Genomic DNA, 23,907 nt, shown 5'->3' with positions numbered 1-23,907 from the left:
TGCTTACGCGGGTGAGAACAGGTGGTCGCTGATGAGCCGGGCCGCGCCGATGACTCCGGCGGTGGGTCCCAACTCCCCGAGCACGATGGGCAGGTTGCCCGTGGCGAGGGGCAGCGAGCCGCGGTAGACCTGGGTGCGGATGGCGGCGAGCAGGGTGTGGCCGAGGCCGGTCACCCCGCCGCCGATCACCACCAGGCCGGGGTTGAAGAAGCTGACCAGGCCGGCGATGACCTGGCCGGTGTGGTTGCCGCCCTCACGGATCAGGTCGAGGGCGGTGGCGTCACCGGCCGCCGCGGCGGCGGAGACGTCGACGGCGCTGAGCGTGCCGTGTGCCTCCAGCCGGTTCGCGAGTTCGGTGGAGAGCCGCTGCTCGGCGGCCTCCGTCGCGTCCCTGGCGAGGGCCGCGCCGGAGAAGTGCGCCTCCAGGCAGCCCCGGTTGCCGCAGGCGCACGGACGGCCGTCGGGCACGGCCTGGATGTGCCCGATGTCGCCCGCGCTGCCCGTCGTGCCGCGGTAGACCTCTCCGCCGACGACGATGCCGCAGCCGATGCCGGTACCGATCTTGACGCAGAGGAAGTCGGCGACGGTGCGGGCGACGCCCGCGTGCTGCTCCCCCATGGCCATCAGGTTCACGTCGTTGTCGACCATGACCGGGCAGCCGAGGTCCTGGCTGAGCGCCTCCCGCACGGGGAAGCCGTCCCAGCCGGGCATGATCGGCGGAGCCACCGGGATGCCCTCGGGGAAGCGGACGGGGCCCGGGACGCCGATGCCGGCGCCGTCGAACCCCTCCGCGAGCCCCGAGGCCCTCAGCTTCGCCGCCATGGACAGCACCTGCTCGAAGACCGCGACCGGCCCCTCGCGTACGTCCATGGGCTGGTTGATGTGCCCGAGGATCTCCAGCTCGGCGTTGGTGACGGCGACGTCGACCGAGGTCGCGCCGATGTCGACGCCGAGGAACCTCAGATGCGGGTTGAGACGGATGTTGTGGGAGCGCCGGCCGCCGCGCGAGGCGGCGAGTCCGTCGGCCACGACGAGTTCCGTCTCCAGCAGCCGGTCCACCTCCACGGCCAGCTTCGACCGGGAGAGGTCGACCTGGTCGCCCAGCTGGGCACGGGAGTTGGGTCCTCCATCACGCAACAGCCTGAGCAGTCGCGCCTGATGGGCGTTCGCGGGTCGCGCTGTCATGCGTCTCACGAGCCCCTCCCCGCCTCTGCCGGCCTGTGCGCGCCGGATTCCGGCCACGTGTGTGGCGTGCTTTCGAATGGGAAAGTAGCAGCGCCTGCCGGAGGTGGGAAGAAGTCGCGCAGGAATTGGCCCCTACTTTTTCCACTCACAGGACAAAGAAGCCCGCGCGGTGCCCGGCGAATGGGTGGAGAAGGGGTGAAAGCGGGCGGTCCGGTCCGGTCAGGACGTCACGCGCGCGTGGTACGAACGCCGGGTGTGCTCGGTGTGTTCGCGCATCAGCCGGGTGGCCAGTTGCCCGTCGTGGGCCGCGATGGCCGCGATCAGCTCCCGGTGCTCGACCCAGGACTGCCCGCCGCGCTGCCGGGCCACGGGCGTGTAGTACCAGCGCACCCTCCGGTCGACCTGGGCGGCGAGTTCGGCGAGCACCGCGTTGCCGGCCAGCTCCATGACCTTGGCGTGGAAGCGGGCGTTGAGGACGACGGCGGCGTCCACGTCGTCCGCGTCGACCGCCGCGAGCCCCTCGGCCAGGATCTTCTCCAGTGCCTCGACTCCCGCGGCGTCGGCGTTGCCCGCGGCCAGCCGGGCCGCCTCCGCCTCCAGCAGCGTGCGCACGGTGAGGAGCTGGTCGGCCTCCTCCTCCGTCGGCTCGTGCACGAACGCGCCCTGCGCGGGCCGCAGATCGACCCAGCCCTCGGTGTTGAGCCGCTGCAGCGCCTCCCGCACCGGCTGGCGGGAGACGCCCAGATGGCCGGCGAGCTCGCTCTCCACGAGGTGCTGCCCCGGCCGCAGGGCGCGGGTGGTGATGAGTTCGAGCAGTGCCTCGTAGACCCGGTCGCGCAGCGGGCCGGGCCGTTCGAGCCTGGGCACGGCACCCTGGGGCAGTCCGGTCGGCAACATCGCGGTCCCCCTCCTCGGCGACTGCGCGCACCGCCGTGTACGCCGGTGCACCGCGCGCCAGTAGTGATTGTCTTTCGTCTACAGTCTACGGCGCACGAATACCAGGGAACCGGGGAGTCGGCCTCGTCACACCCCTGCGGTGGACGGCCCGGCGGCGTTCACGGGCAGCGCACGACCTGCCCCGCGTACGACAGGTTCCCGCCGAAGCCGAACAGCAGCACCGGGTCACCGGTCGACACCGCGCCCTGTTCGACGAGCTTGGAGAAGGCGAGGGGGATGCTCGCGGCCGAGGTGTTGCCGGACTCGGTGACGTCGCGGGCGACGACGGCGTTGACGGCGCCCAGCCGCCGCGCCAGCGGCTCGATGATGCGCAGGTTGGCCTGGTGCAGCACCACCGCGGCCAGGTCCGCGGGCGCCAGCCCCGCCTTCTCGCAGGCCTGACGGGCCACCACCGGCAGCTGGGTGGCCGCCCAGCGGTAGACGCTCTGCCCCTCCTGGGCGAACCGCGGCGGTGTCCCCTCGATCCGCACCGCGTGCCCCATCCCGGGCACCGAGCCCCACAGCACCGGGCCGATCCCCGCCGGCGCGTCCCCGTCGCCCGCGGTCACCGGGTCGCAGGCCTCCACCACGGCGGCGCCCGCCCCGTCGCCGACCAGGACGCAGGTGGTGCGGTCGGTCCAGTCGGTCACGTCGGTCATCTTGTCGGCGCCGATGACCAGCACCCGGCTCGCGCCGCCGGCCCGTACGGCGTGGTCGGCGGTGGCGAGGGCGTGGGTGAACCCGGCGCACACCACGTTGATGTCCATCACGGCGGGCCCGGGCATGCCGAGGCGCGCCGCGACCCGGGCGGCCATGTTGGGCGACCGGTCGATGGCGGTGGACGTGGCGACCAGCACCAGGTCGATCTCGGCGGGTGTCCGGCCGGCCGCCGCCAGCGCCTTGGCGGCGGCGTGCGCGGCCAGCTCGTCGACCGGTTCGTCGGGGCCGGCGATGTGGCGGGTGCGGATGCCCACCCGGCTCGTGATCCACTCGTCGCTGGTGTCGACCATGCCCGCCAGGTCCTCGTTGGTGAGCACCCGGGCGGGCTGGTAGTGGCCGACGGCGACGATGCGCGAGCCGATCATGGGTGGGTCCCCCTCGGTGGTCGGATGCGGGATGCACCAGTCTGATCAGTGACTCACCGGTACGAGGGCAGGTGAAGCGACAGGAAACGTGGGTGCGGATTGTCGAATTCCGTCAGGCGCCGGGCGGGCCCTGCGGACCGCCCGGGACGCCTAGGGCCTCTCGTTCGGATCACCCGGTGAACAACTGCGTCGCCTTCCGTACGAGCTCGTACAGCCCGTAGGCGAGCGGCACTCCCACCCACAGCCAGGAGAAGGCGATCAGCCCCCGGCGGCCGGGGTCAGACGGACTTGGGCTGTTCTCGCCGCTCATCGGCGTCCTCCTTCGATGTGCCGGGTCCCGGTTCGTGGTGACGGGGGTGGACGGGCCGGACCAGCTCGTTGGCGACGAAGCCGACGACGAGCAGCCCGATCATGACGATCAGCGACACCCCGTACAGGTCGGAGCCGTGCCGGCCCGCCTCCTCCTGCCGGTCGGCGACCCAGTTCACGATCAGCGGGCCGAGCACGCCGGCCGTGGACCAGGCGGTGAGCAGCCGACCGTGGATCGCGCCGACCTGGTAGGTGCCGAAGAGGTCCTTCAGATACGCCGGGACGGTGGCGAATCCTCCGCCGTAGAAGGAGAGGATCACCAGCGCGCACAGCACGAACAGCGGTTTGGAGGAGTCGCCGAGCAGCGCGATGAGCGCGTACATCAGCGCCCCGACGCCCAGGTAGACCCGGTAGATGTTCTTCCGGCCGATGAGGTCGGAGGTGGTGGACCAGCCGATGCGTCCGGCCATGTTGGCCGCCGACAGCAGGGCGACGAATCCGGCGGCGGCGGTCGCCGACACCGGCGTGGAGGTGTCGGCGAAGAAGTCGGTGATCATCGGGGCGGCCTTCTCCAGGATGCCGATGCCCGCGGTGACGTTCATGGTGAGCACGATCCACAGCAGCCAGAACTGCGGGGTGCGCACGGCGGAACGGGCCGAGACCTGCGGCCCGTCGAGCGCGGCGGTCCCGCCGGCCGCCGGGCGGGTGCCGCGCGGGACCCGCACCAGCACCACGCCGAGCAGCATGAACACGGCGTACGTCAGTCCGTGCACGAGGAACGCGAGCGCGATGCCAACGTTGTCGGAACCGAAGGACTCGAGCATCTGCGCCGACCACGGCGAGGCGATCAGCGCGCCGCCGCCGAAGCCCATGATGGCGATGCCGGTGGCCATGCCGGGCCGGTCCGGGAACCACTTGATGAGCGTCGAGACGGGCGAGATGTACCCGATGCCGAGGCCGATGCCGCCGACGAAGCCGTAGCCGAAGACGATCAGCCAGTACTGCTCGGTGGCCGCGCCCAGCGCCGAGAGCAGGAAGCCGGAGGAGAAGCAGACCAGGGCGACGGTCATCGCCCAGCGGGGTCCCCGCCGTTCGACGAGGGTGCCGCCGAACGCGGCCGACAGGCCGAGCATGACGATGCCGAGCTGGAACGGCAGCGCGCTCTGGGTGCCGCTCAGGCCGAGCGCGGACTCCAGCGGGGGCTTGAACACGCTCCAGGCGTACGCCTGGCCGATGGAGAGGTGGACGGAGAGGGCGGCGGGGGGCACGAGCCAGCGGCTCCAGCCCGGCGGTGCGACGGGGGGACTCATGAGTCCCCAACCGTAGGGACGGATGGGGCCCTTGAGAAGACGGTTCAACAGACAACCACCGGTGCTGCACAAAGCCTTGCTGGGGATCCCTCCATACTGTAGACAATATTTCGTCGACCAAGTCGGCCGAGCACACCGAGCCGACCCGGATGCGGCGGCTCCCAGCAGTTCCTCGGTATCCCTCGACCGGACGGAGCTCCCCCCGCCATGAAAGTCGCAGTCCTCGGCGCCGGGGCGATCGGCGCCTACGTCGGTGCCGCGCTCCACCGCGCGGGCGCCGACGTGCATCTCATCGCCCGTGGACCGCATCTGGCGGCCATGAGGCAGTACGGAGTACGGGTGCGCAGCCCGCGCGGCGACTTCACCGCGCGTCCCCACGCCACCGACGACCCGGCCGAAGTCGGCCCGGTGGACTACGTGTTCCTGGGTCTGAAGGCCAACTCGTACGCGGCGTGCGGGCCGCTGATCGAGCCGCTGCTGCACGGCACCACGGCGGTCGTGGCCGCCCAGAACGGCATCCCCTGGTGGTACTTCCACCGGCACGGCGGCCCCTATGACGGCCGCCGCCTGGAGAGCGTGGACCCGGACGGCGCGGTCAGTGCGGTGCTCGCGCCCGAACGGGCCGTCGGCTGCGTCGTCTACGCGGCCACCGAACTCCAGGAGCCGGGCGTCGTACGGCATGTGGAAGGCACCCGGTTCTCGATCGGCGAGCCCGGCCGCGGTGTCTCCGCGCGCTGTCTGGCGCTCAGCGAGGCGATGCGGGCCGGCGGGCTGAAGTGCCCGGTCGAGCCGGACCTGCGCAACGACATCTGGCTGAAGCTGCTGGGCAACATCTCCTTCAACCCGATCAGCGCCCTCGTGCGCGCCACCATGCGGCAGATGTGCCTGCACGGCGGCACCCGCCAGGTCATCGAGACGATGATGACCGAGACGCTGACGGTCGCCGGCGCCCTCGGCTGCGACGTCGGCGTCTCCATCGAGCGCCGGCTCGCGGGCGCCGAGAAGGTCGGCGACCACCGCACCTCCACGCTCCAGGACCTGGAGCGCGGCAAGCCGCTCGAACTCGACGTCCTGCTCGCGGCAGTCGTCGAACTGGCGGAGATCACCGGTGTCCCGGTGCCCACCCTGCGCACCGTGCACGCCCTGTCGGACCTGCTCGCACTGAGGAGCGCGGCATGAGGAAACGCGACCGGAGCCCGAAGACCTACACCCGCCTCACCCACCCCCTGGTCCGCGACGCGCGCGACGCGCCGTTGCGCCGGGCTACCTGGGAGGAGGCCCTGGACCGGACCGCCCGGGGCCTGGCGGCGGCGCGCGGCGCGTTCGGGATGTTCTCCTGCGCCCGCGCGACCAACGAGATGAACTACGTGGCGCAGAAGTTCGCCCGGGTGGTGATGGGCACCAACAACGTCGACTCCTGCAACCGCACCTGTCACGCCCCGTCCGTCGCCGGTCTGTCGGCCGCGTTCGGCTCGGGCGGCGGCACCTCGTCGTACGAGGAGATCGAGCACACCGACGTCATCGTGATGTGGGGCTCCAACGCCCGCTTCGCGCACCCGATCTTCTTCCAGCACGTGCTGAGGGGCGTCCACAACGGCGCCCGGATGTACGCGGTCGACCCGCGCCGGACCTCCACCGCCGAGTGGGCGGAGAGCTGGCTCGGGCTGAACGTGGGCACCGACATCCCGATGGCCCACGCGATCGGCCGCGAGATCATCCACTCGGGCCTGGTCAACGAGGCGTTCGTACTGCGGGCGACCACCGGCTTCGAGGAGTACCGGGCACTCGTCGAGCCGTGGACGCTGTCCCTCGCGGAGAAGGTGACGGGCGTGCCGGCCGCCGCCGTCCGCGAACTGGCGCACGCCTACGCCCGCGCCGAGCGCGCCCAGCTCTGCTGGACGCTCGGCATCACCGAGCACCACAACGGCACCGACAACGTCCGCGCCCTGATCAACCTCTCCCTGCTCACCGGCCATGTCGGCCGCTACGCCTCGGGGCTGCAGCCGCTGCGCGGCCAGAACAACGTGCAGGGCGGCGGCGACATGGGCGCGATCCCCAACCGCCTGCCCGGCTTCCAGGACATCCTCGACGGCGGCGTCCGGCTGAAGTTCGAGTCCGCCTGGGACACCGTCATCCAGCCGCACTACGGGCTGAACCTGACGGAGATGTTCGAGGCGATGGAGGACGGCTCGCTGCGCGCCGTCTACTGCATCGGGGAGAACCCGGCCCAGTCGGAGGCGGACGGCGAACAGGCGGTGCGCCGGCTCAGGGAGCTGGACTTCCTGGTGGTCCAGGACATCTTCCTGACCAAGACCGCCGAGCTGGCCGACGTGGTCCTGCCGGCCACCGCCGGCTGGGCGGAGACCGAGGGGACCACCACCAACAGCGAGCGGCGGGTGCAGCGGGTCCGCAGGGCGGTGACGCCGCCGGGCGAGGCCCGCGAGGACATCGACATCCTCTGCGAACTGGCCGCCCGGCTCGGCCACGACTGGAAGTACCCGGACGCCGAGGCGGTCTGGAACGAACTGCGCTCGGTCTCCCCCGACCACTACGGGATGACCTACGAGCGCCTGGCGGAACACCAGGGCATCCAGTGGCCCTGCCCCCACACGGACACGCTGGAACCGCCCTACCTGCACGGCAGGCTGTGGGAGACGGACCCGGAACGGCGCGGCAGACCGGCGCCGTTCGGGATCGTCCGGCACGACCCGCCGGTCGACCTCACCGACGAGCAGTACCCGATCCGGCTGACCACGGGCCGACGGCTCGACTCCTACAACACCGGCGTGCAGAGCGGCGGTTACGCCTCCCCCCTGCGGCGCGGCGAGTACGTGGAGCTGTGCCCGGAGGACGCCGAGCGGTACGGCGTCGTGGTCGGCGAGCGGGTGCGGGTGACCTCGCGGCGCGGTTCGGTGCTGGCCCCGGTGTGGGTGGACACGGGACTCCGTCCGGGGCTCGCGTTCATGACCTTCCACTTTCCCGACGAGGTGGACACCAACCGGCTGACGATCGAGGCGAACTGCCCGATCGCGGGGACGGCGGAGTTCAAGGCGTCGGCGATCCGGATCGAGAAGGTGAGTGCCAGTGGACCTGCGCTTCGGTGACAGCAAGCCGACGGACGAGGAACGCGCGGCCGTCGACGCCCTGCTCGGTCCCCCGGAGTCGTCCTGGGAGGGCGCCGACCGCTCCGACGCGGACCTCAGATGGGCCCGGGGAGGCCGCGAGGCCCGCAACCGCCGCGACCTGCTGCTTCCCGGGCTGCACGCGGTCAACGACCGGGTCGGCTGGATCAGCGAGGGCGCCCTGGACTACCTGTGCCGCCGCCTCACGGTCCCCCCGGCCGAGGCGTACGGCGTCGCCACCTTCTACGCGATGTTCTCCGTCCGCCCCCGCCCGGCGACGGTTCTGCACGTGTGCACGGACCTGGCCTGCACGGCGGCGGGAGCGGCCGGGCTGTGCGCGGACGTCGAGTCCCGCCTGGCCCCGGGGTCCGGCGTCCAGGTGGAACGCAGCGCCTGCCTGGGTCTGTGCGAAAGGGCACCGGCGGCCTTGGCAATCCGGGCCGGTGAAACAGCCCGTCCGGCGTTCGAGGACGAGGCCCGTCCAGGGCCGCAGGGGGGTCCGGGGGCGCAGCCCCCGGGGGAGGGGAACGGGAAGGGGCGGCGGGGGCGGACAACACAAAGGTCCACAGCCGTATGCGCCCCGGCCACCCCCGACACGGCGGTTCGAGCAGCCACCGCCCCCGAGACCGCACCCCCCGAACCCCCGCCCGCCACCGCCGTCCCCCAGGCCGGGGACCCCGCCCTCACCCTCCTTCGCCGCGTCGGCACGGCCGACCCCGCCGACCTCGACGACTACCGGGCCCACGGCGGCTACACGGCCCTCCGCCGCGCCTTCGCCCTCGGCCCCGCGGGCGTCATCCGCGAGGTCACCGACTCCGGCCTCACCGGCCGCGGCGGCGCCGCCTTCCCCACCGGCCGCAAGTGGCAGGCCACGGCCTCCCAGCCGGACCACCCGCACTACCTCGTCTGCAACGCCGACGAATCGGAACCGGGCACCTTCAAGGACCGTGTGCTCATGGAGGGCGACCCGTACGCCCTGGTCGAGGCGATGACCATCGCGGCCTACGCGACCGGCGCGCACCGCGGCTACCTCTACCTCCGCGGCGAGTACCCCCGGGCGCTGCGCCGCATGGAGCACGCCATCGGCCAGGCCCGCGCCCGCGGCCTCCTCGGCGACGACGTCCTCGGCCAGGGCTACGCCTTCGACATCGAGATCCGGCGCGGCGCGGGCGCGTACATCTGCGGCGAGGAGACCGCGCTCTTCAACTCCATCGAGGGCCACCGGGGCGAGCCCCGCTCCAAGCCGCCCTTCCCGGTGGAGAAGGGCCTGTTCGGCAGGCCGACGGCCGAGAACAACGTGGAGACCCTGGTCAACGTCCTGCCCGTCCTCACCATGGGCGCCCAGGCCTACGCGGCGATCGGCACCGGGAAGTCCACCGGCCCCAAGCTGTTCTGCGTCTCCGGCAGCGTGGCCCGCCCCGGCGTCTACGAGCTCCCGTTCGGCGCCACCCTGGGCGAACTCCTGCGGCTCGCCGGCGTACGGGACAACCTCAGGGCGGTCCTCCTCGGCGGCGCGGCCGGCGGCTTCGTACGCCCCGACGAACTGGACATCCCCCTCACCTTCGAAGGCACCCGGGAGGCGGGCACCACCCTCGGCTCCGGAGTGGTCATGGCCTTCGACGACACGGTGCCGCTCCCCCGCCTCCTGCTGCGCATCGCCGAGTTCTTCCGCGACGAGTCGTGCGGCCAGTGCGTCCCCTGCCGGGTCGGCACCGTACGCCAGCAGGAGGCGCTGCACCGGATCGCCGACCGCACCGGCGACGGCGCCGCCGACGACATCGCCCTGCTGCGCGAGGTCGGCCGCACCATGCGGGACGCCTCGATCTGCGGTCTGGGCCAGACCGCGTGGAACGCCGTGGAATCCGCCATCGACCGTCTGGGAGCGTACGAATGACCGTGACACCGCTGGGGATCCCGCGCCGTCTGCTGGAGTTCACCCTGGACGGAGAGCCGGTCCGGGCGCCCGAGGGGTCGACGATCCTGGACGCCTGCCGGGCCGCGGGCAAGGACGTCCCGACGCTCTGCGAGGGCGACACCCTCACCCCGAAGAACGCGTGCCGGGTCTGCGTGGTGGAGGTCGAGGGCTCCCGCACCCTGGTCCCCGCCTGCTCCCGCAGGGCCGAGCCCGGCATGGAGGTGCGCACCGGCACCGAGCGGGCCCGGCACAGCCGCAAGGTGGTCCTGGAACTCCTCGCGTCCTCCGTCGACCTGTCGACGACTCCCCGGGTCGCCGGATGGCTCAAGGAGTACGAGGCGAAACCGGACCGCTTCGGCCCGGACGCGGCCCGCGTCGACGAGGAGCCGAGGGTCGACAACGACCTGTACGTCCGGGACTACGGCAAGTGCATCCTCTGCTACAAGTGCGTGGACGCCTGCGGAGACCAGTGGCAGAACACCTTCGCCATCTCGGTCGCGGGCCGCGGTTTCGACGCCCGGATCGCGGTCGAGCACGACGCCCCGCTGACCGACTCGGCGTGCGTGTACTGCGGCAACTGCATCGAGGTCTGTCCCACGGGGGCCCTGTCGTTCAAGTCGGAGTTCGACATGCGGGCGGCGGGTACCTGGGACGAGTCGCGGCAGTCGGAGACGACGACCGTGTGCGCGTACTGCGGTGTGGGCTGCAACCTCACCCTCCATGTGCAGGACAATGAGATCGTGAAGGTCACCTCGCCGCACGACAATCCGGTGACCCACGGCAATCTGTGCATCAAGGGCCGCTTCGGGTACCAGCACGTACAGAACCGGGACTGATCGGGACTGAGGGAACATGGGACGAGTCACGGAACGACGCAAGGTGCTCCGCATCCGGGACGGAGCGGTCTCCAGCCGCCCCGACACGCTCGTCGCCGAGGAACCCCTGGAGATCAGGCTGAACGGCAGGCCCCTCGCCATCACCATGCGCACACCGGGCGACGACTTCGCGCTGGCGGCGGGCTTCCTGGTCAGCGAGGGAGTGCTCGCGACCGACGCCGACCTGCGGAACATCGTCTACTGCGCCGGGGCGACCGCCGACGGGACGAACACCTACAACGTGGTCGACGTGAAGACGGCCGACGGCGTGGTGATCCCCGACATCACGCTCGAGCGCAACGTCTACACCACCTCCTCCTGCGGTCTGTGCGGCAAGGCCAGCCTGGACGCCGTGCGCACCACGACCCGCCATCCGATCGCCGACACCCCGCCGCTGCGCGTGGGCCCCGAACTGCTGGCGGGCCTGCCCGACCGGCTGCGCGCCTCCCAGCGGGTCTTCGACCGCACCGGCGGCCTGCACGCGGCGGCCCTGTTCGACGAGGACGGCGAGCTGCTGGACGTACGGGAGGACGTGGGACGGCACAACGCGGTCGACAAACTGGTCGGCCGTGCCCTGCAGGACGGGCGCCTGCCGCTGTCCCGGACCATCCTGATGGTCTCCGGCCGGGCCTCGTTCGAACTGGCGCAGAAGGCGGTCATGGCCGGCATCCCGATGCTGGCCGCGGTCTCGGCGCCGTCGTCGCTGGCGGTGGACCTGGCGGCGGAGACGGGCCTGACGCTGCTGGGCTTCCTGCGGGGCAGCTCCATGAACGTGTACGCGGGTGAGGACCGCATCGCCCTGCGGGCCGCGGCCGCCCGGGGCTGACCGGTCTCCCCCGCTGCACGGCGGCGGGGGCCCCGCCGGCGGGGAGCGCCCCCTGCGCCGCGGGGCCCCGCCTCGGACCTCGCCGGGCGCCGCCGTCCGGCCATGACGTGCGCCGGCGGGCGCCTGGAGGCGCTCAGCCGGGACGGGTGCCGGCCCCGGCCGGTGACCGTCCGGCCCGGTCCGCCGCGGGTTCGGCTTCCGGGTCGTGCGAGCGGCGCTTGGCGATCACCGCGCACACCATCAGCTGCATCTGGTGGAACAGCATCAGCGGCAGCACGGCCAGCGCGGCGTGCGCCCCGAACAGCACGCTCGCCATGGGCAGACCGGCGGCCAGCGACTTCTTCGAGCCGGCGAACTGGATGGCGATCCGGTCCGCCCGGCCGAACCGCAGCGCCTTGGCGCCGTACCAGGTCAGCAGCAGCATCACCGCGAGCAGCAGGGCCTCGACGGCGAGCAGTCCGCCGAGCCGGGCCGGGCTCACCTGGTGCCAGATGCCCTGCACCATGCCCTCGCTGAACGCGGTGTAGACGACGAGCAGGATCGAGCCCCGGTCGACCAGCCCCAGCACCTTGCGGTGGCGGGCGACGAAGGAGCCGATCCAGCGGCGCAGCAGCTGCCCGGCGACGAACGGCACCAGCAGCTGGAACACGATCTTCACGAGCGACCCCGCGGAGAACCCGCCCCCGCTGTCGCCCAGCAGCGCCGCCGCGAGCAGCGGGGTGGCGACGATGCCGACCAGCGAGGAGAACGAGCCGGCGCAGATCGCGGCGGGCACGTTGCCGCGGGCGATGGAGGTGAACGCGATCGACGACTGGATGGTGGAGGGGACCAGGGTGAGGAAGAGCAGTCCCTGGTAGAGCGGGTCGGTCAGGAACACCGGGACGAATCCGCGGGCGGCCAGACCCAGCAGCGGGAAGACGACGAAGGTGCAGGCCAGCACGGTGCCGTGGAGCCGCCAGTGCTTCAGCCCGTCCAGGGCCTCGCGGGTGGAGAGCCGGGCGCCGTAGAGGAAGAACAGGAAGGCGATCGCGGCCGTGGAGGCGCCGGAGGCGATGTCCGCGCCCGTCCCACGCGCGGGGAGCAGCGCCGCGAGGCCCACGGTCCCGAGCAGCAGCGCGATGTACGGGTCGATCGGCATCCAGCGCGGCCGGTGCAGGCGTTTCACGGTGCTCCACTTGCTCGTACTCATGGTCGTCCCCTCCCCATCCTGCTCCCCTCTTCCGTGATCGGGAATCCCGCACACCGCTCTCACTGTCATCACGATCCGCGATGGCCGGGGCTACCCTGGCGGCATGTACGACCCCACTCACCTGCGCACCTTCCTGTCGGTGGCGCAGACGCTGAGCTTCACGCAGGCCGCGCGGCGGCTCGGGCTGCGCCAGTCGACGGTGAGCCAGCACGTACGGCGGCTGGAGGGCGCCGCCGGGCGGCAGCTGTTCACCCGGGACACCCACTCGGTGGAGCTGACCGAGGACGGTGAGGCGATGCTCGGCTTCGCCCGGCGGATCCTGGACGTGCACGAGCAGGCGACGCAGTTCTTCACCGGCACCCGGCCGCGCGGACGGCTGCGGTTCGGCGCGTCGGAGGACTTCGTGCTGACCCGGCTGCCGGAGATCCTGAAGCGGTTCCGCCAGGAGCATCCGGAGGTCGATCTGGAGCTGACGGTCGAGCTGTCGGGCATCCTGCACGAGCGGCTGGCGGCGGGCCGGCTGGACCTGGTGCTGGCGAAGCGGCGGCCGGAGGATCCGCGGGGCGAGCTGGTCTGGCACGACGAGCTGGTGTGGATCGGCGCGCCGGGACTGCGCCCGGACCCCGGCCGTCCGGTGCCCCTGATCGTGTACCCGCCGCCGGGCATCACCCGGGACCTCGCCCTGCGCGCCCTGGAGCGGGAGGGCCGCCAGTGGCGCATCGTGTGCACCAGCGGCAGCCTCAACGGCCTGCTCGCGGCGGCCCGCGCCGGGCTCGGGGTGATGGTGCACTCGCGCGGGCTGATCCCGCCGGGGCTGGTGCGGATGCCGGAGCGGGCGGGGCTGCCGGAGCCGGGCGAGGTGGACTTCGTGCTGGTGCACGGGCGGCGCAGGCCCTCCGCGCAGGGCGCGGCGGACGCGCTGGCGGCGGCGATCCTCGCGGGCGGCGACCGGCTGCACCGCGGCGGAGGGTGACGGATCGGCGTCCGCGCGCGCTGCATCTGGTGGGGGACCGCTCCGCCCACCCCAAGGGCCGGTCATGCGGTCGTACAGATTCGGTGGAGATCAGGGCACCGAAACTTACTCGACCGTCAGGAATGTGCCCGAACCCTCCCCCCGTGGGCGCTTTTTCCCTCACTGACCAGCGCGGACGGCCCCTTCACACGCCGCTCCTCCCCCTCCCGCCCCCGGTTTCCGTGGGGTAGCTTTCACCGCGCCGTGCGGGACGAGGGCGTCGCCGCATCCAGTCCGGGCGCCAGGGAGCGGGGAGCGGGATTGCGCGAGTTCACCAACCCTCCTTCCGCGTTGCCGCCTCCGGTGGGCGGTCTGGCCGACGTGGTCTTCCGGAATGCCGAGGAGGACCCGTCGTACGTCGCGCTGGGCCGCAAGGACGACTCGGGGCGCTGGCGGGACGTGACCAGCGCCGGGTTCCGCGACGAGGTGCTCGCCCTCGCCAAGGGCCTGCTCGCGGGCGGTGTCCGGTTCGGCGACCGGGTAGCGATCATGTCCCGCACCCGGTACGAGTGGACGCTCTTCGACTTCGCGCTGTGGACGGTCGGCGCGCAGGTCGTGCCCGTGTACCCCACGTCCTCCGCCGAGCAGTGCTTCTGGATGCTGCACGACGCGGAGGTGACGGCCGCGGTCGTGGAGCACGAGGACCACGCGATGACGATCGCCACGGTCATCGACCGGCTGCCGCGGATGCGCCGGCTGTGGCAGCTCGACGCGGGCGCGGTGCAGGAGCTGTACGACGCGGGCGCGCACCTCGACGACGAGGTGGTGCACCGGCACCGGCAGGCGGTCACGCCCGACTCGGTGGCGACGGTCATCTACACCTCGGGCACCACCGGCCGTCCCAAGGGCTGCGTCCTGACGCACGGCAACTTCATGTACGAGGCGGACACCGTCATCGAGCGCTGGGAGCCGGTGTTCCACTCCCGCCGGGGCGACGAGGCGGCGACGCTGCTGTTCCTGCCGCTCGCGCACGTCTTCGGGCGGATGGTGGAGGTCGCGGCGATCCGCGGCCGGGTCCGCTTCGGCCACCAGCCGCAGCTCCACGCCGCGGCGCTGCTGCCCGACCTGGCGGCCTTCCGGCCGACCTTCATCCTGGCCGTGCCGTACATCTTCGAGAAGGTGTTCAACGCGGCCCGGCGCAAGGCCGAGAAGGAGGGGAGGGCCGGTCCGTTCGAGAAGGCCGTCGACGTGGCGGTGAAGTACGCGGAGGCGGTGGAGGCGAAGGCCTGGGGCATCGGGCCGGGCCCTTCCGCGGCCCTGCGCGTGCAGCACCAGCTCTTCGACAAGCTGGTCTACGGCAAGGTCCGGGCCGCGATGGGCGGACGGATCCGCAACGCGATGTCGGGCGGTTCGGCGATGGACCGCCGGCTGGGGCTGTTCTTCGCGGGCGCGGGCGTGCAGATCTACGAGGGCTACGGCCTGACCGAGTCCACCGCGGCGGCCACCGCCAACCCGCCCGAGCGCACCCGCTACGGCACCGTCGGCCGGGCGATCCCCGGAGTCACCGTGCACATCGCGGACGACGGCGAGATCTGGCTGCGCGGCGACAACCTCTTCCAGGGCTACCTCAACAACCCGAAGGCCACCGACGAGACGCTGCGGGACGGCTGGCTCGCCACCGGCGACCTGGGCTCCCTCGACGAGGACGGCTACCTCACCATCACCGGGCGCAAGAAGGAGATCCTGGTGACCTCCGGCGGCAAGAGCGTCTCGCCGGGCGTGCTGGAGGAGCGGGTGCGGGACCATCCGCTGGTCAACCAGTGCATCGTCGTCGGCAACGACCGTCCGTACGTCGCCGCGCTGGTCACCCTCGACCAGGAGGCGGTCGAGCACTGGCTGGCGATGCGCGGCAAGCCGCGGCTGTCAGCGGCCGAGCTGGTGCGCGACGCGGATCTGGAGACGGAGGTGCGGCGCGCGGTGGTCGCGGCCAACACCCTGGTGTCGCAGGCCGAGTCGATCCGCACGTTCCGGATACTGGCGCAGCCGTTCACCGAGGAGCACGGGCTGCTCACACCGTCGCTGAAGCTGAAGCGCAGGGCCATCGAGAGGGCCTACGGGGACGAGGTCGAGGCGCTCTACCGGGCATGAATTCCGCGGTCAGGAATGCGCCACGGGCCGTGATCGTTGACGATGGGGGTAACACCTGTCCACAACCGAAGGATCGAGAGCTCGTGAGCAAGGTCCCCCCGATCATCCTGAACAACGGCGTCGAGATGCCCCAGCTGGGCTTCGGCGTCTGGCAGGTTCCGGACGCGGAGGCCGAGACGGCCGTGACGACGGCTCTGGAGGCCGGCTACCGCAGCATCGACACCGCGGCGATCTACGGCAACGAGGAGGGCACGGGCAAGGCCATCGCGAGGTCGGACGTCCCGCGCGAGGACCTCTTCGTCACCACCAAGCTCTGGAACAGCGACCAGGGGTACGACTCCACCCTGCGCGCCTTCGACACGTCCCTGTCCAAGCTCGGTCTCGAGTACGTGGACCTCTACCTGATCCACTGGCCGATGCCCGCCAGGGGCCGGTACGTCGACACGTACAAGGCGTTCGAGAAGCTGCTCGCCGACGGCAGGACCCGCGCCATCGGCGTGTCCAACTTCTCCCCGGAGCACCTGGAGCACCTGCTCGGCGAGACGTCGGTCGTCCCGGCGGTCAACCAGATCGAGCTGCACCCGCATCTGCAGCAGAACGCCGCGCGTGAGTACCACGCGGAGCACGGCATCACCACGGAGGCGTGGTCACCGCTCGGTTCCGGCAAGGGCATCCTGGAGATCCCGGCGGTGGTGGCCATCGCGCAGAAGCACGGCCGGACCCCGGCCCAGGTGGTGCTGCGCTGGCACCTGCAGCTCGGCAACGTCGTCATCCCGAAGTCGGTGACGCCGTCCCGGATCGAGGAGAACATCGACGTCTTCGGGTTCAGCCTGGACACCGAGGACCTGGCCGCGATCAGCGCGCTGAACGAGGACCGCCGGATCGGTTCGGACCCGGCCGACGTCAACAGCTGACCGCGCACGCGCGACGGCCTCCCCCACCGCGGGGGAGGCCGTCGCGCGTCCGGGCGGAGGCGGTCAGTTGGGCTGGCCCAGGGGCCGTACGACCACGGTGTTGACGTCGACCCCGGCCGGCTGCGCCATGGCCCACACGACGGAGTCGGCGATCTGGCCGGCGGTGAGCAGATGGCCGGGCGGGAGGCTGCCGTGGGCGTCCCAGAACGGGGTCTCCACACGGCCGGGCGCGACCAGGGTCACGCCGACGCCCCACTCGGTGACCTGCCTGCGGGTGTTCTCGGCGAGCCCGGTCACCGCCCACTTGGTGGCGCCGTAGAGGTTGCCCGGCGTGGGGACGAACCCGGCGACGCTGCCGACCAGGACGATCCGTCCGCGGGTCTCCTTCAGCGCGTCGATGGAGGCCCTGATCAGCAGGGCGGGCCCGAGGACGTTGGTGAGCACCATGTCGGTCCACCCGGCGGGGTCGCCCTCGGCCACCGAGTCGGCGGTGGCGAAGCCCGCGTTGGCGACGACGGTGTCCAGCCGTCCGAACTCCGTCAGCACGGTGCCGACCGCCGAGCGCACGTCGTCGTACTCGGCCGCGTTCCCGGGGAGGGTCAGCAGGCCGTCCGGTTCCCCGCACTCCTTGGCGAACCGGCGCAGCCGCTCCTCGCCCCGTCCGGTGACGGCCACCCGCTGTCCGGCGTCCAGCAGCCTGCGGGCGACGGCGGCGCCGATACCGCTGCCGCCGCCGGTGATGAGCGTGACCGGAGAGTCGGTCATGGAAAACCCCCTGTGTGTCGTTGCGTGCCGGGGAGTCCATCACTTGGAGAGCTCTCGAAGTCAAGTCGTCACACGGGCCGCACCGCCGCGTGGACGGTGTGCCCCGCGAGGAGGAACACGTCCGGGCGGTGGTGCACGCTCGCGGCGTCGCCGGGGTCGAGAAGGCGGTCGAGGGCGGCGAGGTCGCCGGCGTCCAGGTCCTCGGCGAACATCTCGCGGGTGCGGGCGAGGGTGTCGGCCACATAGGCGCGGGCGCGGTCCGTGGCGGGGGCGGGGAGGTCGAGGAGGAAGGTGCGCGAACGGGGGTGGTGCAGGCCGGCCGAGGTCAGCAGGGCGGGCCAGTCCTCGACGGTGGCCACCGAGCCGGGCAGTTCGGCGCGCATCCGGCTGAACCGCTCCTGCTCCACCACGTCGATCCGCGCCTGCAGTCCGGGCCGGCCGAAGCCGATGTCGCGGGGCAGGTAACGGGGAGGCAGCCCGCCCTCCAGCACGGCCAGCGTGCCGCCGGGCGCCAGCCGCTCCGCGCAGGCGGCCAGCGCGGCGGCCTGGTCCCCGAGGTGGTGGATGCTGCGGCTGGCCCAGAGCAGGTCGGCCGGGTAGTCCAGTTCGCCGAGCACGCCGGGGAGTTCACCGGTGACGGTGTCGAAGCGGTCGGCGGCGCCCTGGCGTCCGGCCCGGTCCCTGGCCCGCTCCAGCAGCGGTCCGGAGGCGTCGACGGCGACGACCCGCGCGCCGGGGAAGGTCTCGGCGAACAGACACGCGATGACGCCGGGCCCGCTGCCCGCGTCCACGATCAGTCCCGGTTCCGTCACCTCCTTCGCCAGCCAGCTGAGGGCCCGCTCGTACAGGGGCGTGAAAAGTTCGGCCTGCGATTCGAGCAGGGGGGCCATCTCGGCCCAGTCGATGTCGTCGTGGCCGTGCTTGTGCGCGTGGCCGTGCTTGTGGTCGTGCTCGTGGTCGTGGTCGTGCGCCATGGTGGTCAGCCTCCCGCTCGGATGCCGCCAGGGTGCGACGACGCACCGGGCACGAGCAAACCACGTTGCCGCTCCCGCAAAACGGTGCCGCGCCCCGGAGGCGCGCGGCGGTCCGCCGGGGCCGGACCCGGCCGGCCCGGCCCCGGCGGACCACACTGGTCAGCCCGTCACGACAGCGGCGGGTAGGCGTTCTTCATGAGCTCCTGGAACTGGGCGGAGAACCAGTGCCCGGAGACGGGGGCGTCGGGCAGCGCACCCGACATGTGGTTGTTGTTCCGCGGGTTGCCGGTGTACGTGGGGTCGCACATCCGGTCGAAGCCCTTGCCCTCGTCGTTGTCGATGGCCTTGCTCGATCCGTCGGACTCACCCGGGGGCTTCATCCACACGTAGGCGTCGATCCCGGCCGCCGGGGAGGCCTGCGGCCGCTCACCGAGCCCGGCTCCCGACTGGTTGCACCAGTTGCCGAGGTGGATGCGGCGGTCGTACCGGCCACCGTCCACATAGGTGTCCACATTGGTCGTGGCGCCCGGACCGGTGGGCCGGTTCGCACCGCCCCAGCCGTTGCGGGAGGTGTCGATCAGCATGCCGATGCCCGAGTCGAAGCCGATCGAGACCAGCTGGTTGCGCAGCGCCTGGGCGTACGACAGCTCGTCGGTGTAGCGGTTCCAGTCGACCCACTTGGACTCGCGCACCGACTTGCCGGCCACGTTGTCGCTGATGGAGAAGTTGTCCTCCTTCAGGGCGCTGTAGTTGGCCGTGTTGGCGATGAAGCCGTGCACGTCGGCGACGGTCGCGCCCTCGGCGGTCGCGGCCTGCTTGAACATGTCGGCGGAGGCGCCGAAGTTGTCGTCCCAGCCCAGCCAGCCGTGGTGGCCCGCGTCCACGTAGTTGTAGACGTTGGGCACGTCACCGAGCTTGTTCAGGGCGTAGCCGACGCCCTTCACGTAGTTGCCGTTGGCCTTCATCACGTCGCAGTTGGGCGTGGCGGTGGCCCGCGGCGTCACGTTGGTGACCAGGTTGGGCAGGGAGTCGATCTCGACCGTGGTGACGATCCGCAGCGAGGCGTACTTCGAGTCGCCGAGGATGGCCTTGATCGGGTCGATGTACTGCGTCTTGTACTTGTCGATCTCCGTCGGGCCGAGCTCGCCGTTGGAGGCGAGGGCGGCGCAGTCACGGCCGGGCAGGTTGTAGATGACCAGCTGGATGACGAGTTCGCCGGAACCCTTCTGCCGCAGCGCCTCGTCGAGGTGGTCGCGCAGGCTCATCCCGCCGTTGACGCCGTTGATGGCGGCGGTGCGGTCCAGCCAGACGCCCGTCGGCTGGTTCGCGATGCGGCTGCCGCCCGCCTCGGCGGCGGCCTTCTCGGACCACTCGGGGTTCACGTACACCTTGGCGCCGGTGTAGGGGTTGTTCACCCGGTTGCCGGCCGGCGGGTCGGTCGGGTCCGTCGGGTCGGTGGGACCGCCGGAGTCGACGTTGCAGGTCACACCGTCGAGGGTGAAGGTGGCGGGGACGGCGTTGCTGCCGCTGTAGGTGCCCTGGAAGCCGAAGGAGGCGGAACCCCCGGTGGCGAGGGCGCCGTTGTAGGACTCGTTGGCGGCGGTGACGTTGGCGCCGGACTGGCTCACCTTGGCGTTCCAGCCACTGGTGACCTTCTGGTTCCCGGCGTAGGACCACTTCAGCGACCACGACGACTTGGCGGCGCTGTTGTTGGTGATCGTCACGGAGGCGGTGAAGCCGGTGTCCCACTGGTTCTGCACCTTGTAGTCCACGGTGCAGGGGACGGCGGCCGCGCCGGCGTCGCCGGGGACGGCGGCGATCGCCGTCCCGGTGGCGCCGGCGACCAGCGCCATGGCGGCGAGAAGCGCGGTTCTGGTGCGACTCATGGTGCGGGTTTCCTATCCGTAGGGGGCTGTCCTTCTCGGGCACACGCGGACGACCGCGCGGCCTGGTGCCTTACGGGTGGGAGTGCCGTCCGGGACATGCCGGGACAGGCCTGTGACGCCGGCCGGGAGCTTCCGGGCAGCACGGACGGCACATGGATCCCACGGGAACGAGCGACCCCGCGTCAGGTGCTCCACACATGCACGGGGGTGGCTAAAAGTACTGAACGCGGGGGGTGGCGCATGAGCGACTCCTTGCAGCTCGGACGCGTCGTGGCGGACGCGTCGACTGGTGGAACCGCTCCCACTGGTGCACATGAAGCTAGCGCCAAGTGACGGCAAAGAACAGAGGGGCCGCTCACTTTCACCCGGCTCGGACCGTCGAATGTTTTCGATTCGGCACAAGGCTTGACCGCTCCGCACCCCATCCTCACTATGGGAGCGCTCCCACTGGTTCAAGGCTTGACATGTCCGAGTCGCAGGAGGAACCAGCACCATGCATCCCCCACCCAGGAGACGCAGCGGCGTCCGCCGGTTACTGACGGCCGCCGCGGCGGCCCTCGCACTCCCCCTGACGATGCTGTCGACCGGCTCGACTCCCGCTCAGGCGGCGGCCGTTCAGTGCAGCGTCGACTACAGGACGAACGACTGGGGCTCCGGATTCACCGCGGAGCTGACCCTCACCAACCGCGGTGCGGACGCCATCGACGGCTGGACCCTGACGTACGACTACGCGGGCAATCAGAAGCTCTCGAACGGCTGGAACGGCACCTGGTCGCAGTCCGGCAGGACCGTGACCGTGAAGGACGCCGGGTACAACGGCAGGATCGCCGCCGGCGCCGCCGTCACGACCGGCGGCCAGTTCACCTACAGCGGCAGCAACGCCGCTCCCACGTCTTTCGCGATCAACGGCACCACCTGCGCCGGCGCCCATCAGCCGCCGATCGCCGTGCTGACCAGCCCGGCCGCCGGCGCCGTCTACACCCAGGGCGAGACGGTCCCGCTGGCCGCCACCGCCGCGGCGGCCGACCAGGCCACCGTCACCAAGGTGGAGTTCTACGACGACACCGAACTGCTGGGCTCCGACAGCAGCGCTCCCTTCACGCTCTCGGTCGCTGGTTTGACCGTGGGCAGTCATTCACTGGTGGCGAAGGCGTACGACAGCATGGGGGCCTCCGCCTCCTCGACACCGGTCGGCATCACGGTCGCCTCGGGTCCCGCCGTGGTGGCCACTCCGTCCCAACTCGGCGTTCAGCAGGGCGAGTCGGGCACGTACGAGGTGAAGCTGTCCAAGCAGCCCAGCGCGAACGTGACCGTCACGACGGCACGGGCGAGCGGCAACTCGGGACTGTCGGTCTCCGGCGGCGCGTCGCTCACCTTCACGTCCTCGAACTGGAACACCGCGCAGAAGGTGACGATCGCGGCCGACACGTCGGGCAGCGGCACGGCGGTCTTCGAGTCCTCCGCGCCGGGTCACGCCAAGGCGGCGGTCACCGTGACGCAGCTGGGCGCGGAGAAGACCTACGACGCGCGTTTCCTGGAGCTGTACGGGAAGATCACCAATCCGGCGAACGGCTACTTCTCGCCGGAGGGCATCCCGTACCACTCGGTCGAGACGCTGATCGTCGAGGCGCCGGACCACGGCCACGAGACCACCTCGGAGGCGTACAGCTACCTGCTGTGGCTGCAGGCGATGTACGGCAAGGTGACCGGTGACTGGTCGAAGTTCAACGGGGCCTGGGACATCATGGAGAAGTTCATGATCCCGACCCACGCCGACCAGCCGACGAACTCCTTCTACAACGCCTCGAAGCCGGCGACGTACGCGCCCGAGCACGACACCCCGAACGAGTACCCGTCGCAGCTCGACTCGGGTGTCTCGGTCGGACCCGACCCGATCGCGTCCGAGCTGAAGTCCGCGTACGGCACCGACGACGTCTACGGCATGCACTGGATCCAGGACGTCGACAACGTGTACGGCTACGGCAACTCGCCCGGCAAGTGCGAGGCGGGCCCGTCCGACACCGGACCGTCCTACATCAACACCTTCCAGCGCGGCCCGCAGGAGTCGGTGTGGGAGACCGTCCCGCAGCCCACCTGCGACGCCTTCAAGTACGGCGGCACCAACGGCTACCTGGACCTGTTCACCAAGGACGCGTCCTACGCCAAGCAGTGGAAGTTCACCAACGCCCCGGACGCCGACGCGCGCGCCGTGCAGGCCGCGTACTGGGCGGACCTGTGGGCCAAGGACCAGGGCAAGGGAGCCGCCGTCTCCGCGACCGTCGCCAAGGCCGCGAAGATGGGTGACTATCTGCGCTACGCCATGTACGACAAGTACTTCAAGAAGATCGGCAACTGCACCAGTCCGTCCTGCCCGGCCGGCACCGGCAAGGACGCCTCGCACTACCTGCTGTCCTGGTACTACGCCTGGGGCGGTGCCACCGACACCTCGGCGGGCTGGGCCTGGCGCATCGGCTCCAGCCACGCGCACGGCGGCTACCAGAACCCGCTGGCCGCGTACGCGCTGAGCAACTACGCGCCGCTGAAGCCGAAGTCGGCGACGGGCGCGGACGACTGGGCGAAGTCGATGCAGCGGCAGCTGGAGTTCTACCGCTGGCTGCAGGCCGACGAGGGTGGCATCGCGGGCGGTGCGACCAACAGCTGGGCGGGCCGGTACACGACCCCGCCGTCCGGTACGCCGACCTTCTACGGCATGCACTACGACGAGAAGCCGGTCTACCACGACCCGCCGTCCAACCAGTGGTTCGGCTTCCAGGCGTGGTCGATGGAGCGGGTCGCCGAGCTGTACCAGCAGACCGGCAACGCGCTCGCCAAGTCGGTCCTCGACAAGTGGGTCGACTGGGCACTGTCGGAGACCACGGTCAACCCCGACGGCTCCTTCCGGATCCCGTCGACGCTGCAGTGGTCCGGCAAGCCGGACACCTGGAACGCGTCCTCGCCCGGCGCCAACAGCGGACTGCACGTCTCCGTCGCCGACTACACCAACGACGTCGGTGTGGCCGCCGCGTACGCCAAGACGCTGACGTACTACGCCGACCGCTCCGGTGACACGGAGGCGGCGTCGACCGCCAAGGCGCTGCTCGACGGCATGTGGGCGAACAACCAGGACGCGCTCGGCATCGCCGTCCCGGAGACCCGCGCCGACTACAACCGCTTCGACGACCCGGTCTACGTGCCGAACGGCTGGAGCGGCACCATGCCCAACGGCGACGCGGTCAACTCGTCGTCGACGTTCGAGTCGATCCGCTCCTTCTACCAGGACGACCCGGCGTGGTCGAAGATCGAGTCCTATCTGGCGGGCGGCGCCGCGCCCACCTTCACGTACCACCGGTTCTGGGCCCAGGCCGACATCGCCCTGGCCATGGGCTCGTACGCGGAGCTTCTCGAATAGCCCCCGCGAAGCGCTCCGCGGGTTGGGCGGTTCTTTGGCTGCCGGCCGTGCGTGGCTGGTCGCGCAGTTCCTCGCGCCCCTGTGGGGCGCTGGAGCACCGCTTCCTT

18 protein-coding genes are annotated in these 23,907 nt (G+C 71.4%); 9 read left to right on the top strand and 9 right to left on the bottom strand.

Annotation, left to right across the window (positions count from 1 at the left end; all coding sequences use genetic code 11):
- Positions 1–3 precede the first annotated feature (3 nt).
- From CNQ36_RS27660 to CNQ36_RS27645, 5 genes are all read right to left on the bottom strand, one after another.
- Positions 4–1,185 carry an ROK family protein gene (locus CNQ36_RS27660; RefSeq protein ID WP_040905660.1) on the bottom strand — a complete coding sequence of 394 codons (1,182 nt, stop codon included), beginning with the start codon at positions 1,183–1,185 and terminating at the stop codon, positions 4–6.
- A gap of 219 nt (positions 1,186–1,404) precedes the next feature.
- Positions 1,405–2,082: a GntR family transcriptional regulator gene (locus CNQ36_RS27655; protein ID WP_004922754.1), complete on the bottom strand. Its 678-nt coding sequence runs from the start codon at positions 2,080–2,082 to the stop codon at positions 1,405–1,407.
- A 158-nt stretch (positions 2,083–2,240) separates the two neighbouring features.
- Positions 2,241–3,206: a beta-ketoacyl-ACP synthase III gene (locus CNQ36_RS27650; RefSeq protein ID WP_004922755.1), complete on the bottom strand. Its 966-nt coding sequence runs from the start codon at positions 3,204–3,206 to the stop codon at positions 2,241–2,243.
- Positions 3,207–3,375: 169 nt separating this feature from the next.
- Positions 3,376–3,516 carry an MFS transporter small subunit gene (locus CNQ36_RS34840; RefSeq protein WP_163013379.1) on the bottom strand — a complete coding sequence of 47 codons (141 nt, stop codon included), beginning with the start codon at positions 3,514–3,516 and terminating at the stop codon, positions 3,376–3,378.
- Positions 3,485–4,825 carry an OFA family MFS transporter gene (locus tag CNQ36_RS27645; RefSeq protein WP_121547985.1) on the bottom strand — a complete coding sequence of 447 codons (1,341 nt, stop codon included), beginning with the start codon at positions 4,823–4,825 and terminating at the stop codon, positions 3,485–3,487. The genes CNQ36_RS34840 and CNQ36_RS27645 overlap by 32 nt, the downstream gene beginning before the upstream one ends.
- 207 nt (positions 4,826–5,032) lie before the next feature.
- Here CNQ36_RS27645 and CNQ36_RS27640 point away from each other — a divergent pair, with 207 nt between their 5' ends.
- Genes CNQ36_RS27640 through fdhD form a run of 5 tightly spaced genes read left to right on the top strand, consistent with a single transcriptional unit; the run spans position 5,033 to position 11,563 of the window.
- Entirely contained in the window at positions 5,033–6,004 is a 972-nt protein-coding gene (locus CNQ36_RS27640; RefSeq protein ID WP_121547984.1) for a 2-dehydropantoate 2-reductase, read from the top strand.
- Positions 6,001–7,929, top strand: coding sequence for a molybdopterin oxidoreductase family protein (locus tag CNQ36_RS27635; protein WP_121547983.1), 1,929 nt, complete (start codon positions 6,001–6,003; stop codon positions 7,927–7,929). The genes CNQ36_RS27640 and CNQ36_RS27635 overlap by 4 nt, the downstream gene beginning before the upstream one ends.
- Positions 7,910–9,841 (top strand): NADH-ubiquinone oxidoreductase-F iron-sulfur binding region domain-containing protein, encoded by a 1,932-nt coding sequence (locus CNQ36_RS27630; protein ID WP_121547982.1) that lies wholly within the window; start codon positions 7,910–7,912, stop codon positions 9,839–9,841. Before CNQ36_RS27635 ends, CNQ36_RS27630 begins: the two co-directional genes overlap by 20 nt.
- Entirely contained in the window at positions 9,838–10,698 is an 861-nt protein-coding gene (locus tag CNQ36_RS27625; protein ID WP_121547981.1) for a 2Fe-2S iron-sulfur cluster-binding protein, read from the top strand. Before CNQ36_RS27630 ends, CNQ36_RS27625 begins: the two co-directional genes overlap by 4 nt.
- A gap of 16 nt (positions 10,699–10,714) precedes the next feature.
- Positions 10,715–11,563 carry a formate dehydrogenase accessory sulfurtransferase FdhD gene (gene fdhD / locus CNQ36_RS27620; protein WP_121547980.1) on the top strand — a complete coding sequence of 283 codons (849 nt, stop codon included), beginning with the start codon at positions 10,715–10,717 and terminating at the stop codon, positions 11,561–11,563.
- Between the two features lie 133 nt (positions 11,564–11,696).
- On the opposite strand, the gene CNQ36_RS27615 is transcribed toward fdhD, so the two are convergent.
- On the bottom strand, positions 11,697–12,701 hold the full coding sequence (locus CNQ36_RS27615) for a bile acid:sodium symporter family protein (RefSeq protein ID WP_206278585.1): 1,005 nt from the start codon (positions 12,699–12,701) through the stop codon (positions 11,697–11,699).
- 154 nt (positions 12,702–12,855) lie between these two features.
- Here CNQ36_RS27615 and CNQ36_RS27610 point away from each other — a divergent pair, with 154 nt between their 5' ends.
- From CNQ36_RS27610 to CNQ36_RS27600, 3 genes are all read left to right on the top strand, one after another.
- On the top strand, positions 12,856–13,725 hold the full coding sequence (locus CNQ36_RS27610) for a LysR substrate-binding domain-containing protein (protein WP_121547979.1): 870 nt from the start codon (positions 12,856–12,858) through the stop codon (positions 13,723–13,725).
- A 300-nt stretch (positions 13,726–14,025) separates the two neighbouring features.
- On the top strand, positions 14,026–15,852 hold the full coding sequence (locus CNQ36_RS27605) for an AMP-dependent synthetase/ligase (RefSeq protein WP_121547978.1): 1,827 nt from the start codon (positions 14,026–14,028) through the stop codon (positions 15,850–15,852).
- Positions 15,853–15,977: 125 nt separating this feature from the next.
- The gene (locus CNQ36_RS27600; RefSeq protein WP_121548618.1) at positions 15,978–16,766 is read left to right on the top strand and encodes an aldo/keto reductase; all 789 of its coding nucleotides are present in this window, start codon (positions 15,978–15,980) and stop codon (positions 16,764–16,766) included.
- A 63-nt stretch (positions 16,767–16,829) separates the two neighbouring features.
- Here the strand turns inward: CNQ36_RS27600 and CNQ36_RS27595 are convergent, their stop codons facing one another.
- From CNQ36_RS27595 to CNQ36_RS27585, 3 genes are all read right to left on the bottom strand, one after another.
- Positions 16,830–17,531, bottom strand: coding sequence for an SDR family oxidoreductase (locus tag CNQ36_RS27595; RefSeq protein WP_004922768.1), 702 nt, complete (start codon positions 17,529–17,531; stop codon positions 16,830–16,832).
- 68 nt (positions 17,532–17,599) lie between these two features.
- A complete protein-coding gene (locus tag CNQ36_RS27590) occupies positions 17,600–18,505 on the bottom strand; it encodes a class I SAM-dependent methyltransferase (protein ID WP_121547977.1) in 906 nt (301 codons plus the stop codon).
- Positions 18,506–18,672: 167 nt separating this feature from the next.
- Positions 18,673–20,391 carry a glycoside hydrolase family 6 protein gene (locus CNQ36_RS27585; RefSeq protein ID WP_121547976.1) on the bottom strand — a complete coding sequence of 573 codons (1,719 nt, stop codon included), beginning with the start codon at positions 20,389–20,391 and terminating at the stop codon, positions 18,673–18,675.
- Between the two features lie 493 nt (positions 20,392–20,884).
- Here CNQ36_RS27585 and CNQ36_RS27580 point away from each other — a divergent pair, with 493 nt between their 5' ends.
- Positions 20,885–23,800 carry a glycoside hydrolase family 48 protein gene (locus CNQ36_RS27580; protein WP_121547975.1) on the top strand — a complete coding sequence of 972 codons (2,916 nt, stop codon included), beginning with the start codon at positions 20,885–20,887 and terminating at the stop codon, positions 23,798–23,800.
- Positions 23,801–23,907 lie beyond the last annotated feature (107 nt).

Source organism: Streptomyces fungicidicus, from assembly GCF_003665435.1.
GTDB classification, from domain to species: Bacteria; Actinomycetota; Actinomycetes; order Streptomycetales; family Streptomycetaceae; genus Streptomyces; species Streptomyces fungicidicus.
This window is presented reverse-complemented; position numbering and strand designations above follow the sequence as displayed.

Bases quoted from the DNA above. Each gene is read 5' to 3' on its own strand.
- CNQ36_RS27600 (WP_121548618.1), top strand. From the start codon at position 15,978: ATGCCCCAGCTGGGCTTCGGCGTCTGGCAGGTTCCGGACGCGGAGGCC.
- CNQ36_RS27610 (WP_121547979.1), top strand. From the start codon at position 12,856: ATGTACGACCCCACTCACCTGCGCACCTTCCTGTCGGTGGCGCAGACG.
- CNQ36_RS27580 (WP_121547975.1), top strand. From the start codon at position 20,885: ATGCATCCCCCACCCAGGAGACGCAGCGGCGTCCGCCGGTTACTGACG.
- CNQ36_RS27640 (WP_121547984.1), top strand. From the start codon at position 5,033: ATGAAAGTCGCAGTCCTCGGCGCCGGGGCGATCGGCGCCTACGTCGGT.
- CNQ36_RS27595 (WP_004922768.1), bottom strand. From the start codon at position 17,531: ATGACCGACTCTCCGGTCACGCTCATCACCGGCGGCGGCAGCGGTATC.
- CNQ36_RS27635 (WP_121547983.1), top strand. From the start codon at position 6,001: ATGAGGAAACGCGACCGGAGCCCGAAGACCTACACCCGCCTCACCCAC.
- CNQ36_RS27650 (WP_004922755.1), bottom strand. From the start codon at position 3,206: ATGATCGGCTCGCGCATCGTCGCCGTCGGCCACTACCAGCCCGCCCGG.
- CNQ36_RS27585 (WP_121547976.1), bottom strand. From the start codon at position 20,391: ATGAGTCGCACCAGAACCGCGCTTCTCGCCGCCATGGCGCTGGTCGCC.
- CNQ36_RS27590 (WP_121547977.1), bottom strand. From the start codon at position 18,505: ATGGCGCACGACCACGACCACGAGCACGACCACAAGCACGGCCACGCG.
- CNQ36_RS27655 (WP_004922754.1), bottom strand. From the start codon at position 2,082: ATGTTGCCGACCGGACTGCCCCAGGGTGCCGTGCCCAGGCTCGAACGG.
- CNQ36_RS27625 (WP_121547981.1), top strand. From the start codon at position 9,838: ATGACCGTGACACCGCTGGGGATCCCGCGCCGTCTGCTGGAGTTCACC.
- CNQ36_RS27660 (WP_040905660.1), bottom strand. From the start codon at position 1,185: ATGACAGCGCGACCCGCGAACGCCCATCAGGCGCGACTGCTCAGGCTG.
- fdhD (WP_121547980.1), top strand. From the start codon at position 10,715: ATGGGACGAGTCACGGAACGACGCAAGGTGCTCCGCATCCGGGACGGA.
- CNQ36_RS27645 (WP_121547985.1), bottom strand. From the start codon at position 4,825: ATGAGTCCCCCCGTCGCACCGCCGGGCTGGAGCCGCTGGCTCGTGCCC.
- CNQ36_RS27615 (WP_206278585.1), bottom strand. From the start codon at position 12,701: ATGCCGATCGACCCGTACATCGCGCTGCTGCTCGGGACCGTGGGCCTC.
- CNQ36_RS34840 (WP_163013379.1), bottom strand. From the start codon at position 3,516: ATGAGCGGCGAGAACAGCCCAAGTCCGTCTGACCCCGGCCGCCGGGGG.